This is a genomic window from Mesorhizobium captivum (assembly GCF_033977165.1).
Lineage (GTDB): Bacteria > Pseudomonadota > Alphaproteobacteria > Rhizobiales > Rhizobiaceae > Mesorhizobium > Mesorhizobium captivum.
The window spans coordinates 60848-76655 of sequence record NZ_JAVIJB010000025.1 but is presented as its reverse complement, the minus strand read 5'-3'; the positions used below and the strand labels follow the sequence as shown (position 1 = coordinate 76655).

14 protein-coding genes are annotated in these 15808 nt (G+C 64.1%); 13 read left to right on the top strand and 1 reads right to left on the bottom strand.

What is annotated here, in order from left to right; all coding sequences use genetic code 11:
• The first annotated feature begins 68 nt into the window (after positions 1–68).
• The 7 genes from RFM40_RS21025 (at position 69) to RFM40_RS20995 (ending at position 6699) form a co-directional block, all read left to right on the top strand.
• Positions 69–962 carry a carbohydrate ABC transporter permease gene (locus RFM40_RS21025; protein ID WP_292302266.1) on the top strand — a complete coding sequence of 298 codons (894 nt, stop codon included), beginning with the start codon at positions 69–71 and terminating at the stop codon, positions 960–962.
• Entirely contained in the window at positions 955–1887 is a 933-nt protein-coding gene (locus tag RFM40_RS21020) for a carbohydrate ABC transporter permease (RefSeq protein WP_320228128.1), read from the top strand. The genes RFM40_RS21025 and RFM40_RS21020 overlap by 8 nt, the downstream gene beginning before the upstream one ends.
• Positions 1887–2996: an ABC transporter ATP-binding protein gene (locus tag RFM40_RS21015; RefSeq protein WP_320228129.1), complete on the top strand. Its 1110-nt coding sequence runs from the start codon at positions 1887–1889 to the stop codon at positions 2994–2996. Before RFM40_RS21020 ends, RFM40_RS21015 begins: the two co-directional genes overlap by 1 nt.
• A gap of 30 nt (positions 2997–3026) precedes the next feature.
• The gene (locus RFM40_RS21010) at positions 3027–3773 is read left to right on the top strand and encodes a sugar phosphate isomerase/epimerase family protein (protein ID WP_320228130.1); all 747 of its coding nucleotides are present in this window, start codon (positions 3027–3029) and stop codon (positions 3771–3773) included.
• A 12-nt stretch (positions 3774–3785) separates the two neighbouring features.
• Positions 3786–4928 carry a Gfo/Idh/MocA family protein gene (locus tag RFM40_RS21005; protein WP_320228131.1) on the top strand — a complete coding sequence of 381 codons (1143 nt, stop codon included), beginning with the start codon at positions 3786–3788 and terminating at the stop codon, positions 4926–4928.
• 168 nt (positions 4929–5096) lie between these two features.
• The gene (mgrA, locus tag RFM40_RS21000) at positions 5097–6143 is read left to right on the top strand and encodes an L-glyceraldehyde 3-phosphate reductase (protein WP_320228132.1); all 1047 of its coding nucleotides are present in this window, start codon (positions 5097–5099) and stop codon (positions 6141–6143) included.
• Between the two features lie 151 nt (positions 6144–6294).
• A complete protein-coding gene (locus RFM40_RS20995) occupies positions 6295–6699 on the top strand; it encodes a Fur family transcriptional regulator (RefSeq protein WP_320228133.1) in 405 nt (134 codons plus the stop codon).
• A 48-nt stretch (positions 6700–6747) separates the two neighbouring features.
• Here the strand turns inward: RFM40_RS20995 and polA are convergent, their stop codons facing one another.
• On the bottom strand, positions 6748–9711 hold the full coding sequence (gene polA / locus RFM40_RS20990; RefSeq protein WP_320228197.1) for a DNA polymerase I: 2964 nt from the start codon (positions 9709–9711) through the stop codon (positions 6748–6750).
• A gap of 447 nt (positions 9712–10158) precedes the next feature.
• Between polA and RFM40_RS20985 the strand changes: the two genes are divergently transcribed.
• From RFM40_RS20985 to RFM40_RS20960, 6 genes are all read left to right on the top strand, one after another.
• On the top strand, positions 10159–11544 hold the full coding sequence (locus tag RFM40_RS20985; RefSeq protein ID WP_320228134.1) for a M20/M25/M40 family metallo-hydrolase: 1386 nt from the start codon (positions 10159–10161) through the stop codon (positions 11542–11544).
• Between the two features lie 136 nt (positions 11545–11680).
• Positions 11681–12301, top strand: a complete 621-nt coding sequence (locus RFM40_RS20980; protein ID WP_320222013.1) for a ribonuclease D — start codon at positions 11681–11683, stop codon at positions 12299–12301.
• Positions 12302–12360: 59 nt separating this feature from the next.
• Positions 12361–12564, top strand: coding sequence for a hypothetical protein (locus tag RFM40_RS20975; protein ID WP_320222012.1), 204 nt, complete (start codon positions 12361–12363; stop codon positions 12562–12564).
• A gap of 57 nt (positions 12565–12621) precedes the next feature.
• Positions 12622–12768: a hypothetical protein gene (locus RFM40_RS20970; protein WP_126097851.1), complete on the top strand. Its 147-nt coding sequence runs from the start codon at positions 12622–12624 to the stop codon at positions 12766–12768.
• 165 nt (positions 12769–12933) lie between these two features.
• Complete coding sequence (locus RFM40_RS20965) at positions 12934–13317, top strand: hypothetical protein (protein WP_320228135.1); 384 nt, start codon at positions 12934–12936, stop codon at positions 13315–13317.
• Positions 13318–13524: 207 nt separating this feature from the next.
• On the top strand, positions 13525–15777 hold the full coding sequence (locus RFM40_RS20960) for a transglycosylase domain-containing protein (RefSeq protein WP_320278133.1): 2253 nt from the start codon (positions 13525–13527) through the stop codon (positions 15775–15777).
• The last annotated feature ends 31 nt before the right edge of the window (positions 15778–15808 follow it).

Below are 15808 nucleotides of genomic sequence, written 5' to 3'. Positions count from 1 at the left end.
AGCTCCCGGCCCCTGCCTATCCGGGGTCGGGAGCATGATGTCCTCATTGTCCCAGCCCGGCTGCCGAGATGAGCAACAGCGAACGCCCCAACCAGATTTTCCGCAACCTCAACGCCAAGGTCGCATCGATCCCGATGATCCTGACCGCGCTGGTGGTCTTCGTCGGCGGCACGGCCTGGACGGTGCTCTATTCCTTTACGAATTCAAAGCTGCTGCCGCGGCTGAACTTCGTCGGGGTCGACCAGTATTACCGGCTGTGGGCGACGCCGCGCTGGCTGGTGTCGATCGAGAACCTTCTGATCTACGGCGTGATCTCGCTGGTGTTCTCGCTGGTCATCGGCTTCGTCCTGGCGGCGCTGCTCGACCAGAAGATCCGCTTCGAGGACACGTTCCGCACCATCTTCCTCTACCCCTTCGCGCTGTCCTTCATCGTCACCGGGCTGGTCTGGCAGTGGCTGCTCAATCCCGATTTCGGCATCCAGCGCGTCGTGCGCGATCTCGGCTGGGAAAGCTTCAGCTTCGACCCGCTCTACAATTCCAGCATCGTCATCTACGGCATTTCGATCGCGGCACTCTGGCAAGGCACGGGGCTCATCATGTGCCTGATGCTTGCCGGCCTGCGCGGCATCGACGAGGATATCTGGAAGGCCGCCAGGGTGGACGGCATACCGATGTGGAAGACCTATCTCTTCATCGTCATCCCGATGATGCGGCCGGTCTTCATCACCACGCTGGTGATCATCGCCGCCGGCATCGTCAAGGTCTACGACCTGGTGGTCGCCCAGACCAGCGGCGGGCCGGGCATCGCCTCCGAGGTGCCGGCAAAATACGTCTACGACTACATGTTCTTCGCCCAGAATCTCGGTCAGGGTTTTGCCGCCTCGACCATGATGCTGCTCTCGGTGGTGATCGTCATCGTGCCCTGGGCCTATCTCGAATTCGGAGGCAAGAAGCGTGGCTGAGATCGCTGCCTCCATACCCAAGACCGATGCCCTTCGGCGCGTGGCCGTGGGGCCGAGCGGAGCGAAGCCGCGGCATGTGCTGTCGCGCCGCAACATCTTCCTCTACGGCACGCTTATCATGGTGGCGCTCTACTATCTGTTGCCGCTTTACGTGATGGTCGTCACGTCGCTCAAAGGCATGCCGGAAATCCGGCTCGGCAACATCTTCTCGCCGCCGCTGGAGATCACCTTCGAGCCCTGGGTGAAGGCCTGGTCGCAGGCCTGCACCGGCCTCAATTGCGACGGGCTCTCGCGCGGCTTCTGGAATTCGGTGCGCATCACCGTGCCGTCGGTGCTCTTGTCGATCGCGATCGCCTCGGTGAACGGCTATGCTTTGGCCAACTGGCGCTTCAAGGGTGCCGACACCTTCTTCATCATCCTGATCGTCGGCGCCTTCATCCCCTATCAGGTGATGATCTACCCGATCGTCATCATCCTGCGTGAGATCGGCATCTACGGAACGCTGACCGGCCTGGTGATCGTGCATTCGATCTTCGGCATGCCGATCCTGACGCTTCTGTTCCGCAACTATTTCACGTCGATGCCGGAGGAACTGTTCAGGGCCGCGCGCGTCGACGGCGCCGGCTTCTGGGGCATTTATCTGCGCATCATGCTGCCGATGTCGCTGCCGATTTTCGTCGTCGCCGTCATCCTGCAGGTGACCGGCATCTGGAACGACTTCCTGTTCGGCGTCGTCTACACCCGTCCCGACACCTATCCGATGACGGTGCAGCTCAACAACATCGTCAACTCGGTGCAGGGCGTGAAGGAATACAACGTCAACATGGCCGCGACCATCCTGACCGGCCTCGTGCCGCTCATCGTCTACTTCGTTTCCGGCAAGCTCTTCGTGCGCGGCATCGCCGCCGGCGCGGTGAAAGGATGATGATGGCAGCAGCAATCGCCAACACCAGCGTTTCGATCCAGGACCTGTCGCTGAATTTCGGCGTGATGTCGGTGCTGAAGACGCTCAATCTCGACGTTGCCGAGGGCGAGTTCATCGTGCTGCTCGGGCCGTCCGGGTGCGGCAAGTCCACCTTGCTCAACTGCATCGCCGGCCTGCTCGACATTTCCGAGGGCCGCATCTTCATCAAGGGCAAGAACGTCACCTGGGAGGAGCCGAAGGACCGCGGCATCGGCATGGTGTTCCAGTCCTATGCGCTCTATCCGCAGATGACGGTGGAGAAGAACCTTTCCTTCGGTCTGCGCGTCGCCGGCGTGCCCAAGGACGAAATCGCCAAGCGCATCGCGCGCGCGGCCGAGATCCTGCAGATCGAGCCGCTGCTGCAGAGGAAGCCATCGGCGCTTTCCGGCGGCCAGCGCCAGCGGGTGGCGATCGGGCGGGCGCTGGTGCGCGACGTCGACGTCTTCCTGTTCGACGAGCCGCTGTCCAACCTCGACGCCAAGCTGCGCTCGGAGCTGCGCGTCGAGATCAAGCTCCTGCATCGCAGGCTGCAGAACACGATGATCTACGTCACCCATGACCAGATCGAAGCGATGACGCTGGCCGACCGCATCGCGGTGATGAAGGGTGGCGTCATCCAGCAGCTCGACGCGCCGCAGACGATCTACAATCGCCCGGTCAACCGCTTCGTCGCCGGCTTCCTCGGCTCGCCGGCGATGAATTTCCTCAAAGGGGAGCTGCAGGCGGGCGATGCTCCCACGTTCAAGGCCGACGGCGTGTCGGTGCCGCTTAGCCGCTATCAGTTCGAAGGCAACAGCGGCCGTACCGCCAAACCCTGCGTGTTCGGCATCAGGCCGGAACACATTGCCTTGGGCGACGCCGCCAAGGCGATGCCGTTTAGCGCCGAGTCCACCGTCGAGATCGTCGATCCGATGGGTTCCGACACGCTGGTGTGGACCAAGCTCGGCGGCCAGATTCTTTCCTTCCGCGTCGAAGCGGACAAGACGCTGCGCAACGGCGATGCGATCCGCATCGGCTTCGATCCGGCGCGCGCTTCGCTGTTCGACGCCGAGACCGACGGCCGACTTTAACCTCCCAAACCACCAAGAACGGACAGACAGATGAACTGGTCATTCCAACTTTATAGTGCCCGCAATTTCCAGCCATGGGACGGCGTGCTGAAAATGCTCGGCGAGCTCGGGTACAAAGAGGTCGAAGGTTTTGGCGGCGTCTATGACGATCCAAAGGCGTTCCGCGCCGCGCTCGACAAGAACGGGCTCGCCATGCCGACCGGGCATTTTTCCATCGACGCGCTCGAAAAGGATTTCGACGGCGTGCGCAGGATCGCCGATACGCTCGGCGTCAAGCTGCTGATCTGCCCCTACCTGATGCCCGATGCGCGGCCGGGCGACGCCGCGGGCTGGGGCGGCTTCGGCGAGCGCCTGGCGAAGGTCGGCGAAACGGCGACGAAGGCCGGCTACGGCTTTGCCTGGCACAACCACGATTTCGAATTCAAGGCGTTGGCCGACGGCTCGCTGCCGCAGGACCACATTCTGTCCGCGGCGCCCGATATCGGCTGGGAGATGGACGTCGCCTGGGTGGTGCGCGGCGGCGCTGATCCGCTGCCCTGGATCGAAAAGCACGGCAAGCGCATCGTTGCCGTTCACGTCAAGGATATGGCGAAGCCCGGCGAGGGGCTTGACGAGGACGGCTGGTCCGATGTCGGCCACGGCACTATCGACTGGCCAGGCCTTATCAAGGCGTTGCGCGCTAGAAGCGCGACGCAGTATTTCGTCATGGAGCAGGACAACCCCAACGACATCGAGCGCTTCGCCCGTCGCTCGATCGCGGCAGCCAAGAGCTGGTAGGAGCAGATCAAAATGGCAAGGAAACTTGGCGTAGGCGTCATCGGCTGCGGCAACATCTCGAAGGCGTATTTCTCGCTGGCGCCGCTCTTCCGCGGCATCGAGATGCGCGCCTGCGCGGATATCAACATGGACGCCGCGAAGGCGCGGGCGAAGGAGTTCAAGCTGCGCGCGCAAACGGTGGATGAGCTGCTCGAAGCCGACGACATCGATATCGTCGTCAACCTGACGATTCCGGCCGTGCATTATGAAGTGTCGAAGCGGGTGCTCGACGCCGGCAAGCATGTCTATTCGGAAAAGCCCTTCGTGCTGTCGGTCAAGGAAGGGCTGGACTTGAAGAAGCGGGCCGAAAAGAAGGGCCTGCGCATCGGCTCGGCGCCGGACACTTTCTTCGGCGGGGCGCACCAGTTGGCGCGCGAGCTGATCGACAATGGCAAGCTCGGCAAGATCACCAGCGGCACCTGCCACGTGATGGGTCACGGCATGGAGCACTGGCACCCCAATCCGGACTTCTTCTTCCAGCCTGGCGCCGGCCCGGTGCTCGACATCGGCCCGTACTACATCACCAACCTGATCCAGCTTATCGGGCCGGTCAGCCGAGTCGCTGCCTTCGCGGCGATGCCGGCCAAAGAGCGCACGATCAGCTCCAAACCGCGCGCGGGCGAAAAAATCCCGGTCAACACGCCGACCACCATCCATGCGCTGCTGGAATTCGAGAACGGCGCCGTGGTGACGCTCAACACCAGCTGGGACGTCTGGAGCCATGGCCACGCGCCGATGGAGCTCTACGGCGAGGCGGGCACCGTCTTCGTGCCGGACCCGAACTTTTTCGGCGGCGAGGTCCGCTTCACCGATGCCACCAAGCCGGTGAAGAAGCTGCCGAAGTGGGATCATCCGTTCGGCGTGCCCAACGAGATGCACAGCCAAGGCATGATGGCCAACTACCGCACCGCCGGCCTGGCGGACATGGCGATCGCGATCGCCGAAGGGCGGCCGCACCGCTGCTCGATGGAGCTGGCGCTGCATGCCGTCGATGTCATGACCGGCATCCTGCGCTCCGGCGAAAGCGGCAAGTTCGTCGCCATGCAGACGACCTGCGAGCGGCCGGCAGCGCTCGGCATCAAGGAGGCGAAGGCGCTGCTGGCGAAGAAAAAGTAGGTGGCGACCCCTCTCCCCGTTTCGGCGGGGAGAGGGTAAGGGTGTCGGGCAAGCATCGATTCAATTCACACTAGAGCCGGAGCATGATGTCGTCCGAAAACCGCTCCACACTTTTCGGCATCATGCTCTAGCGGCGATCGCCGCGCCCTTCGATCCCGAGGATTTCCCATGCCCTATGTCGCCGCCGAGAACCGCTACGAGAAAATGATCTACAACCGCTGCGGACGGTCCGGCCTCAAGCTGCCGGCCATCTCGCTGGGGCTGTGGCACAATTTCGGCAACGACGCGCCGCACAGGACCAAGCAGGCGATCGTGCGCAGGGCCTTCGATCTCGGCATCACCCATTTCGACCTCGCCAACAATTACGGCCCGCCGCCCGGCTCGGCCGAGACCGCGTTCGGCGAGATCCTGCGCACCGATTTCGCCGGCTATCGCGACGAGTTGATCATCTCGACCAAGGCCGGCTACGAGATGTGGGCGGGCCCATACGGCGAGTGGGGCAGCCGCAAATATGTGCTGGCGAGCCTCGACCAGAGCCTGAAGCGGATGGGGCTCGACTATGTCGATATCTTCTATTCCCACCGTTTCGACCCCGAGACGCCGCTGGAAGAAACGATGGGCGCGCTCGACCATGCGGTGCGTTCTGGCAAGGCGCTCTATGCCGGCATCTCCTCCTATAATTCGCAGCGCACGCGCGATGCGGCCGACATATTGAAGCGGCTCGGCACGCCCTGCCTGATCCACCAGCCGAGCTATTCCATGCTCAACCGCTGGGTCGAGGAGGACGGGCTGCTCGACACGCTGGATGGACTGGGCATCGGCTCGATCGTGTTCTCGCCGCTGGCGCAGGGCATGCTGACCGACAAATATCTCGGCGGCATTCCCGAGGGCAGCCGCGCATCCCAAGGCAAGTCGCTCAGGCCCGCTTTCATCAACGACAAGTCGGTCGCCAACATCAAGGCGCTCAACGCCATTGCCGGCCGGCGCGGTCAGACGCTGGCGCAGATGGCGCTGGCCTGGGTGTTGCGCAAGGGCAGGGTGACGACGGCGCTGATCGGCGCCAGCCGGCCGGAGCAGGTCGAGGATTGCGTCGGCGCGCTCAAGGCGCTCGAGTTCAGCGATGCCGAACTAGCCGAGATCGACACCTATGCGCGCGAGGCCGACATCAACCTCTGGGCGGCTTCCGCCGAGCGCAAAGGGCCGCCGCGTAAGTAGCGATTGGCCGGCCGTGTGCCGCTGCCTGTCGTCAGGCGACGCCTGTGCGGAAACAGTGGCAAAAATGCGCGTTCGTCGCTATCTCATGGAGCGGAGACCGTTTCATGTGCACAATCGGCGCGCGAAACGACGCGACGACCGGACGGATAAGATGACGGCAAGGGATGCGCTGACCAAGAACCAGCTGTGCGTGCTCGAGAGGCTCGAGGCCGCCAGCGGGCCGCTCAGCGCCTATATGCTTCTAGACCAATTGCGCGAGCGCGGCTTCCGGGCGCCGCTGCAGGTTTATCGCGCGCTCGACACGCTGGTGAAGTCAGGCTTCGTGCACCGGCTCGAAAGCCTCAACTCCTTCGTCGCCTGCGCCGAGCCGCACGATCACAGCCATTCGATGACGGCCTTCGCCATTTGCGATAGCTGCGGCCAGGTGACCGAGATGTCCGACCACGATGTCGACCACCGGCTGGACGAGTGGGTGCGCTCGACCGGATTTGCGGCGAAGAAGGCGGTTATCGAGTTTCGGGGGGTGTGCGCCAAGTGCCGGGCTGAGGCGGCGTAAGCCTTCGCTCCTTGCTCCGCCCGTGGATGACGAACGAAGGTGAGGCGCCTAATGCGCCTCGTCCCAATTATGCGCAGCCCTCGCGTCGACATGCAGCGGCACCGACATCGAGACCGCCGGCATCGGCGCGTTCTCCATCACGCGGCGCACGACGGGGATAGTCGCCTCGACCTCCGCTTCCACCGTCTCGAAGATCAGCTCGTCATGAACCTGTAAAAGCATGCGGGCCGAAAGCTTCGCTTTCTCCAACGCCTCTTCCATATGCACCATGGCGCGGCGGATGATGTCGGCCGCGGTGCCCTGGAGCCTGGCGTTGATCGAGGCGCGTTCGTTGAAGGCGCGGACCGACGGGTTGGACGACCTTATCTCCGGATAGTGGATGCGGCGGCCGAAGATCGTTTCGACGAAGCCGTTCTCGCGCGCGTAGGTCTTGGTTTCCTCGATATAGTCGCGGATGCCCGGGAAGCGTTCGAAATAGCGCTTGATGTAGGCGCTCGCTTCCTCGCGCGGGATCGACAGCTGGTTGGCGAGGCCGAAGGCCGAGATGCCGTAGATGATGCCGAAATTGATCGCCTTGGCGCGGCGGCGCACTTCAGAAGGCATGCCCTCGACCGGCACATTGAACATCTCCGAGGCGGTGATGGCGTGGATGTCGGCGCCGTCGGCGAAGGCCTGCTTGAGCTGCGGGATCTCGGCGACATGCGCAAGCACGCGCAATTCGATCTGGCTGTAGTCGGCCGAGACCAGCTTGTGGCCTTTCTCGGCGATGAAGGCGGTCCTGATCTTGCGGCCTTCGGCGGTGCGCACCGGAATGTTCTGCAGATTGGGGTCGGAGGACGACAGACGCCCGGTGGTCGTCGCGGCCAGCGCATAGGAGGTGTGGACGCGATTGGTGCCGGGGTTGATGAAGCCCGGCAGCGCATCGGTGTAGGTCGATTTCAGCTTGGTGAGCTGGCGCCAGTCGACGATCTTGCGCGGCAGCTCGTGGCCTTCGGCGGCCAAGTCTTCCAGAAGCTGCGCCGAGGTCGACCATTGGCCGGTCTTGGTCTTGGAGCCGCCCGGCAGGCCCATCTTGCCGAACAATATGTCGCCGAGCTGTTTCGGCGAGCCGATGTTGATGCGCTCGCCGACGATGCCGTAAATTTCTTCCTCGACGCGCGCGGCGCCTTGCGCCAGCTCACCGGAGAGTCGGGACAGGATCTGGCGGTCGATCGAAATGCCGCGCTGCTCCATGCGGGCGAGCACGGGCACCAGCGGCCGCTCCAGCCGTTCATAGACGGAAACGAGGCCCTTGGCGGCGAGCCTGGGCTTCAGCAGCTGCCAGAGGCGCAGCGCCAGATCGGCCTGCTCACCGGCATAGGCGGTCGCCCGCTCGATATCGACCTGGCCGAAGCCGATGGCGCTCTTGCCCGATCCGGCAAGTTCCTTCTTGGAGGCCGGAGCATGGCCCAGCCATTTCTCCGACAGCGAGGCGAGATCATGGCCGCCGGACGTGCCGGCATCGAGCACATAGGAGACCAGCATCGTGTCGTCGAACGGTCCGACCTCGATGCCGTGCCGGCTCATCACGACGATGTCGTATTTCATGTCCTGGACGATCTTGAGAACCGACCTATCCTCGAGCAGCGGCTTGAGCAGCGCCAGCGCTTCGCGGACCGCGATCTGATCCGCCAGCGGGCCGCCGCCAAGCAGGTCGCCATTGCCGCTCATATGGGCGAGCGGCACGTAGACGGCGCGGCCCGGCGCGATCGCCATGGAGAGGCCGATCAGCTCGGCCTGCATCGGGTCGGACGAGGTGGTCTCGGCATCGAAGGCAAGGATGCCGGCTTCTCTCGCCTCGGCAACCCAGGCTTTCAGCGCGGCCAGGTCGCGAATGGCCGTATAAGCCGAAGGGTCGATCTTGCGCGCCGTCGCCTGCTCCAGCCGCAGCGCCGAGAGCAGGGAGGGGGTGTCGCCCTGCGGCGGCGCGTCCTCGCCTCGGACTGGCGGCCGGGAGGGCTCCGCGGTGCCATTTGGCGGGGCTGGTCTTGGGGCCGCCGGCGCGCCGGCGCCGACATCGGGGCCATGCGCGGTATCGGCGCGCTCGATGGTGACCGACGCGGCCTGGACGTCGCCGATCTCGGTTGCGGTCGCTTCCGCGACGCGGCGCGTCAGCGTGGTGAATTCCATCGTCTTCAGGAAGCCGATCAGCTTCGGGCCGTCTGGCGCATGCAGGATGAGGTCGTCCAGCCCTTCTTTCAGCGGCACGTCGTTCTTGAGGGTCACCAGCTCACGCGAGATGCGCGCCTTGTCGGCATTGGCGATGATGGTTTCGCGCCGCTTGTCCTGCTTGATCTCGCTGGCACGAGCCAAAAGCCCGTCGAGGTCGCCGAACTGTTCCAGCAACTGCGCCGCGGTCTTCGGGCCGATGCCGGGTACGCCGGGCACGTTGTCGACGGAGTCGCCGGTCAGCGCCTGCAGGTCGATCATCTTTTCCGGCGGCACGCCCCATTTCTCGACCACTTCGGGGATGCCGATCTGGCGGTCCTTCATCGGGTCGTACATGCCGACCGTCGGGCCGACCAATTGCATCAGGTCCTTGTCGGACGAGACGATGGTGGTGTCGGCGCCGACCTCGCAGGCCAGCCGGCTGTAGGTGGCGATGATGTCGTCGGCCTCGAAGCCTTCCATCTCGATGCAAGGCAGGTTGAAGGCCACGGTGGCCTGGCGGATCAGGCCGAATTGCGGGATGAGGTCTTCCGGCGGCGCCGAGCGGTTGGCCTTGTATTCGGGATAGAGATCGCTGCGGAAGGTCTTTGACGAATAATCGAAGATGACGGCGAAATGAGTCGGCACGATGCCGACGCTGGTGTTGCGGGCATCCTGCATCAGCTTCCACACCATGTTGCAGAAGCCGAGCACGGCGCTGGTCGGCAAGCCGTCGGATTTGCGGTTCAGCGGCGGCAGCGCGTGGTAGGCGCGGAAAATGTAGCCGGAGCCGTCGACAAGGAAGAGGTGATCGCCTTTTTTCATGCCGGCAGGGATAGCGCGGCCAGGCTTCGCGGTCCATGCCAAAGGCGGCGCAACCCACCGGTTCCGGCAACACCCTGACAAGTGCCGATCGCGCCGGAATCCGGCTGCTCATCCGGCCACTCACGGGTATGTTACAAAAGTGTAATGCTCGTGCCCTTGAATCGCCATGTTCACGGACCCAAATAGCTGTCATCGGCAGTTTTCGCCGAAGTCCGGAGTAAGGCCCGTCCCCCGCCTATCCCGGGCAACTGCGGCAGCCTATCCCCCCTCTCCGGGCTGCCGCAACGTTTCGAGTAAAGACCGCCGTGGTTCCCCCTCCACCACGGCGGTTCTTTTTTGTCCCGCAGCCTCCGTGTCACTGACGCCAAAGCCCGTGGTCCAACGATCACGGCTTTGCGTTTTCTGCTCGCCCCTTTAGGGTCGGGCCAGAATCGAAAGGCTGAAAAAATGTCCAGAATCTCCCCCGTCCTCGACCGTCTCGACCAGAACCTCGACCAGAGCCTGGAACGGCTTTTCGGCCTGCTCGGCATCAAGTCCATCTCCACCGATCCGGCCTTTGCCGCCGCCTGCCGCAAGGGCGCCGAATGGCTGGTCGCCGAGCTCAAGCTGATCGGCTTCGACGCCAGCGTGCGCGACACGCCCGGACATCCGATGGTGGTGGCGCATCATGAGGGGCCCGCCGGCGCGCCGCATGTCCTGTTCTACGGCCACTACGACGTCCAGCCGGTCGACCCGCTCGAGCTTTGGGAGAGCGATCCGTTCGCGCCGTCGATCAAGGAGATCGAGCCCGGCCGCAAGGTGATCACAGGGCGCGGCTCGGCCGACGACAAGGGGCAGCTTATGACCTTCGTCGAGGCCTGCCGCGCCTGGAAGCAGGTGCATGGCAATCTGCCCTGCCGCGTCACCATCCTGTTCGAAGGCGAGGAGGAGTCCGGCTCGCCGTCGCTGAAGCCTTTCCTCGAGGCGAATGCCGCCGAACTGAAGGCGGATTTCGCGCTGGTCTGCGACACCAGCATGTGGAACCGCGAGACGCCGTCGATCTGCGTGTCGCTGCGCGGCATGGTCGGCGAGGAAGTCACGGTCAAGGCCGCCAGCCGCGACCTGCATTCGGGCCTCTATGGCGGCCCGGCCGCCAACCCGATCCGGATTCTCGCCAGGATCCTGGCCGACGTTCACGACAAGGACGGTCATGTCACCATTCCAGGCTTCTATGACGGCGTCGAGGAAACGCCCTCGCAGGTGCTGAAATCCTGGGAGGGGCTCGGCGAAACGGCCGAGACCTTCCTCGGGCCGGTCGGGCTTTCCATTCCCGCCGGCGAAAAGGGCCGCTCGCTGCTCGAGCTCACCTGGGCGCGGCCGACCGCCGAATTCAACGGCATCATCGGCGGCTATACCGGCAAGGGCTTCAAGACGGTGATCGCCGCGGAAGCCTCGGCGAAGGTGTCGTTCCGCCTCGTGCACAAGCAGGATCCGAAGAAGATCCGCGCCGCCTTCCAGGCTTTCGTGCGCGAGCGCATCCCGGGGGACTGCTCGGTCGAATTCCATCCGCATGGCGGCTCGCCGGCGATCCAGCTCTCCTACGACTCGCCGTTCCTCGCCAAGGCCAAGGACGCGCTGTCCGACGAATGGGAGAAGCAGGCCGTCACCACCGGCGGCGGCGGCTCGATCCCCGTGGTCGGCGACTTCCAGACCTATCTCGGCATGGAATCGCTGCTGGTCGGCTTCGGCCTCGACGACGACCGCATCCATTCGCCCAACGAGAAGTACGAGCTCTCCTCCTTCCACAAGGGGCAGCGCTCCTGGGCGCGCATTCTCGATGCGCTGACCCGTTGAGAGGCGGGAAAGACAAGTTTTTGTTGATTTTTCTTCGGATCGCGGCGAGGACGGGCTTTCTAGCGCAAAGTGCTGCAGCGTCCTTTGCGCATCCCAAAGGATGCGCAGCGCTGCAGGCCGCGATCCGGAGAAGAGAATGACCGACATCCGTTTCCACAAGAACGATCTGCCGGACCTGTCCCACTACAATGTCGGGGCGGTGGCCATCGACACGGAAACGCTGGGACTCAATCCGCATCGCGACCGGCTCTGCGTAGTGCAGATTTCGCCCGGCGACGGCAGCGCCGACGTCATCCAGATCGCTCCCGGTCAGCGGAAAGCGCCGAACCTCGTCAGCCTGCTCCGGAACCGCACTATCACCAAGCTGTTCCACTACGGCCGTTTCGATATCGCCGTGCTCTACCACACCTTCGGCGTCATGGCCGAGCCGGTGTTCTGCACCAAGATCGCCTCGCGGCTGACCCGCACCTATACCGACCGGCACGGGCTGAAGGATATCTGCAACGAACTGCTCGGCATCGGCCTCTCCAAGGCGCAGCAATCGTCGGACTGGGCAGCGGAAACGCTCTCGCCCGAGCAGCTCGAATATGCGGCATCGGACGTGCTCTACCTGCACCGGCTGCGCGAGGTGCTTGCGGCACGGCTGGCGCGCGAGGGCCGTGCCAAGGAGGCCGACGCCTGCTTCCGCTTCCTGCCGACGCGCGCCAAGCTCGACCTGATGGGCTGGGGGGAAGAAGATATCTTCGCGCACAGCTGACGGAACCCGGCGCGTCGAGCCGCGTTCCTGCCGGTCCATTGTTGGAGTGAGGGAATGAAATGGCAGAGCGCAAACCGATAGCGACCGCGCCGAAGGACGGCTCGAAGGTCACGATCATGTGGAAGGACGTCGACGGCGTGATCAACGAATCCGCCGGTCAATATCGTGACGGCGGCTGGTGGGTCTACACCGACAGCAACACCCAGAAAAAAGTCGATCCGACGAGCTGGCGGCCAGCATCCGGCGATGACGACGACCAGTGAGCAATCGCTGGCAGTTTCTGAAGCGAGCATGAGGTCCGGCCGCAACAAGGGGGCGCAATGAGACAGAACATGCTCTACCTCGTCATCGGGGTATTGGTCGTCGTGATCATTGGACTTGGCGTCTATATCTATCGTGAGCAGACCAGGCCGAAAGGCGTGGAGCTCAAGATCGATGACAAGGGCATTTCGATCCAACAGAATTGATCCCGTCGCGTGCGCATCTTGCGGCTTGACCGGCTTGCTCCGGATAACAGCTCCCATCAATCTTGCGGGAGCGGGACGCAACGAGAGTGACGTCCGGGCGGTTCGGCGGTATCATCACGGCATAGGGAGTTTGGGGCCAACCAACCTAGCCACTAGGAGGTTGCCATGAGGCACCAAACACTGGACCAACTGCACGCCGTTGCCGAGGTCAAAACTGCCAGACCCATCATGAGCCGAACCCAGCGCCTCGCACGTTGGGCGGAGCTTCTCGAACGTGAGCCAACCCGGCTGCTAACCGCGCTTACCGGCACCGAATACCGTGCCCGGCCCGAGCGCGACATCATGCGCGGTGACGGCTCGCCGATATCGGTCGCTCTCGAAGACCCGATTTTGCACGGGGAAGGTTTGAAGGACGACAGTTACGGGGAGGCAAAGCGCTTCTTCGAGCTGAGCGACTATCAGCTGCACGAGATCGTCTGCTACTGCCATGTCGGCGATGTGATGCAGGCATCGAGGGCAGCGCTGTCGGTCCGGGCCGTGCTCGACTGAAGCGCGTCGCGACGAACCACAAGTAGGAGCGCGATCGGGTCTTGCCGCCGCTTGCGCTCCTACGTCCGCGAAATCGGTTCAGATCGCGATTGCTGAACATTTGATTTTCAATCGCTTCGATTTTTCCCCACTTAACGCGCCTTTAAACCGCCGCATCTACTCTGCAACCCGAGCGCCATCGGCACCGGGGACAGACAAGCACAGCGCATGGCGAACCGCAGAGACAGTCGCATCGAACCAAGCTTCGAGGGCTCGCCGCGGGCGAAATCCTCCGACAGCTTTTCGGTCAGCGAGGAGGATCGCGTCGTGCCGGCAAATCGCAAATCCGCAGGAAAACGCAAATCCGCCAAGGCTAAATCGTCGCGTCGCGGCCGAGACCGCAACCGGCGCGGGCTGGTTTCCGTCTTCGGCCGTCTGCTCTACTGGTGCTTCGTGCTCTGCATCTGGGGCGGCATCGCGGTGGCCGGCATCGTCGTCTATTACGGCGCCAAGATGCCGGCGGCGACCACCTGGTCGATCCCCGATCGCGCGCCCAACATCAAGATCGTCTCGGTCGACGGGCAGCTTATCGCCAACAGAGGCATGAGCGGCGGCGAGGCCGTCGGCCTCAATGAGATGTCGCCCTATATTCCCGAGGCCGTCGTCGCCATCGAGGACCGCCGCTTCTATTCGCATTTCGGCATCGACCCGATCGGGCTGACGCGAGCCATGGTCACCAACGTGCTCGGCGGGCATTTCTCGCAGGGCGGCTCGACGCTGACGCAGCAGCTGGCGAAGAACCTGTTCCTGACGCCGGACCGGACGCTGGAGCGCAAGGTGCAGGAGGTGCTCTTGGCGCTGTGGCTGGAACACAAACACAGCAAGGACCAGATTCTCGAAATGTACCTCAACCGGGTCTATTTCGGCTCCGGCGCCTATGGCGTAGAAGCGGCCTCGCGGCGCTATTTCGGCAAGAGCGCACGCGACGTCTCGCTGTCGGAGGCAGCGCTTCTCGCCGGTCTGTTGAAGGCGCCGTCGCGGCTTTCGCCGGCGCGCGACCCGAAGGCGGCGGAAGAGCGCGCGCAGCTCGTGCTCGCCGCCATGCGCGAGGAAGGCAAGATCAGCGACAAGGAATACAAGGTGGCGCTCAGCGCGCCGGCGACGCGCTCGCCCTCCTACTGGACCGGCTCGGAAAACTATGTCGCCGACACGGTCATGGAGGAACTGCCCGACCTTATCGGCGACGTGCGCGGCGACATCGTCATCGACACCACCGTCGACCTGACGCTGCAGAAACTCGCAGAGCAGTCGATCCGCCGGCTGATCGACGAGAGCGGCAAGAAGCTCAACGTCACGCAAGGCGCGCTGGTGTCGATCGACGATTCCGGCGCCGTGCGGGCCATGGTCGGCGGCTACGACTATTCGACCAGCCAGTTCGACCGCGCCTCGGAAGCGCGGCGCCAGCCAGGCTCCGCCTTCAAGCCGTTCGTCTACATGGCGGCGCTCGAGGCCGGCCGCACGCCGGACAGCGTGCGCAACGACGCCCCGATCAAGATCGGCAAGTGGACGCCGGACAATTACGGCGGCAAGTACTACGGCAAGGTGACTTTAGCCACCGCGCTGGCCAAGTCGCTGAACTCGGTCGCGGCGCAGCTGACCATGGAAGTGGGGCCCGACGCGGTGGTCGAGGCGGCGCACCGCATGGGCATCCAGTCCGACCTGCAGTCGAACACCTCTATCGCGCTCGGCACGTCGGAAGTGACGCCGCTGGAACTGACCTCCGCCTATGTGCCTTTCGCCAACGGGGGCTACAAGCCGGACGTCCATTTTATCAGCCGCATCGCCACGGCCGGCGGCAGGGTGCTCTACGAGAACAATGGCGGCAGCGCGCCGCGCGTCATCAAGGCCGACATCGTTGGCATGATGAACTCGATGATGACGGGCACGGTCGAGGTCGGCACCGCCAAGAAGGCGGCCTTCAACTGGCCTTCGGCCGGCAAGACCGGCACCAGCCAGAATTCTCGCGACGCCTGGTTCGTCGGCTACACCGCCAACCTCACCACCGGCGTCTGGTTCGGCAATGACGACGGCAGTCCGATGAAGAAGGTGACGGGCGGCGCATTGCCGGCGCAGGCCTGGCACGAGTTCATGGTGGCGGCGCATGAAGGCGTGCCGGTCAGGCCACTGCCCGGCACGTGGAAGTCGACGCCCGCCGATACGGTCGTGCCGGACGAGATCCCGTCGGCGGATGGCTCACAGCCGCCGCCGGCGCCGCCCGCGCCGGTCGGCCAGTCGGCGCCGGTTGCCCAGGCACCCGCGCGCCAGGCGCGTCCAGCCCAGGCGGTCGATGCCGACGGTTTCGATATGCCCAGCGACGGCGGCACCACCGCGTCGGTCGGGCATCCGGTGCCGCCCGGCGACGTCGGCGGCCCGAAGAAACGGCGGCAGACGTCTATTCTCGATATTCTGAGCGGCGGCTAAAGCCTGATCCCGTTTTCGGGATCATGGTCCA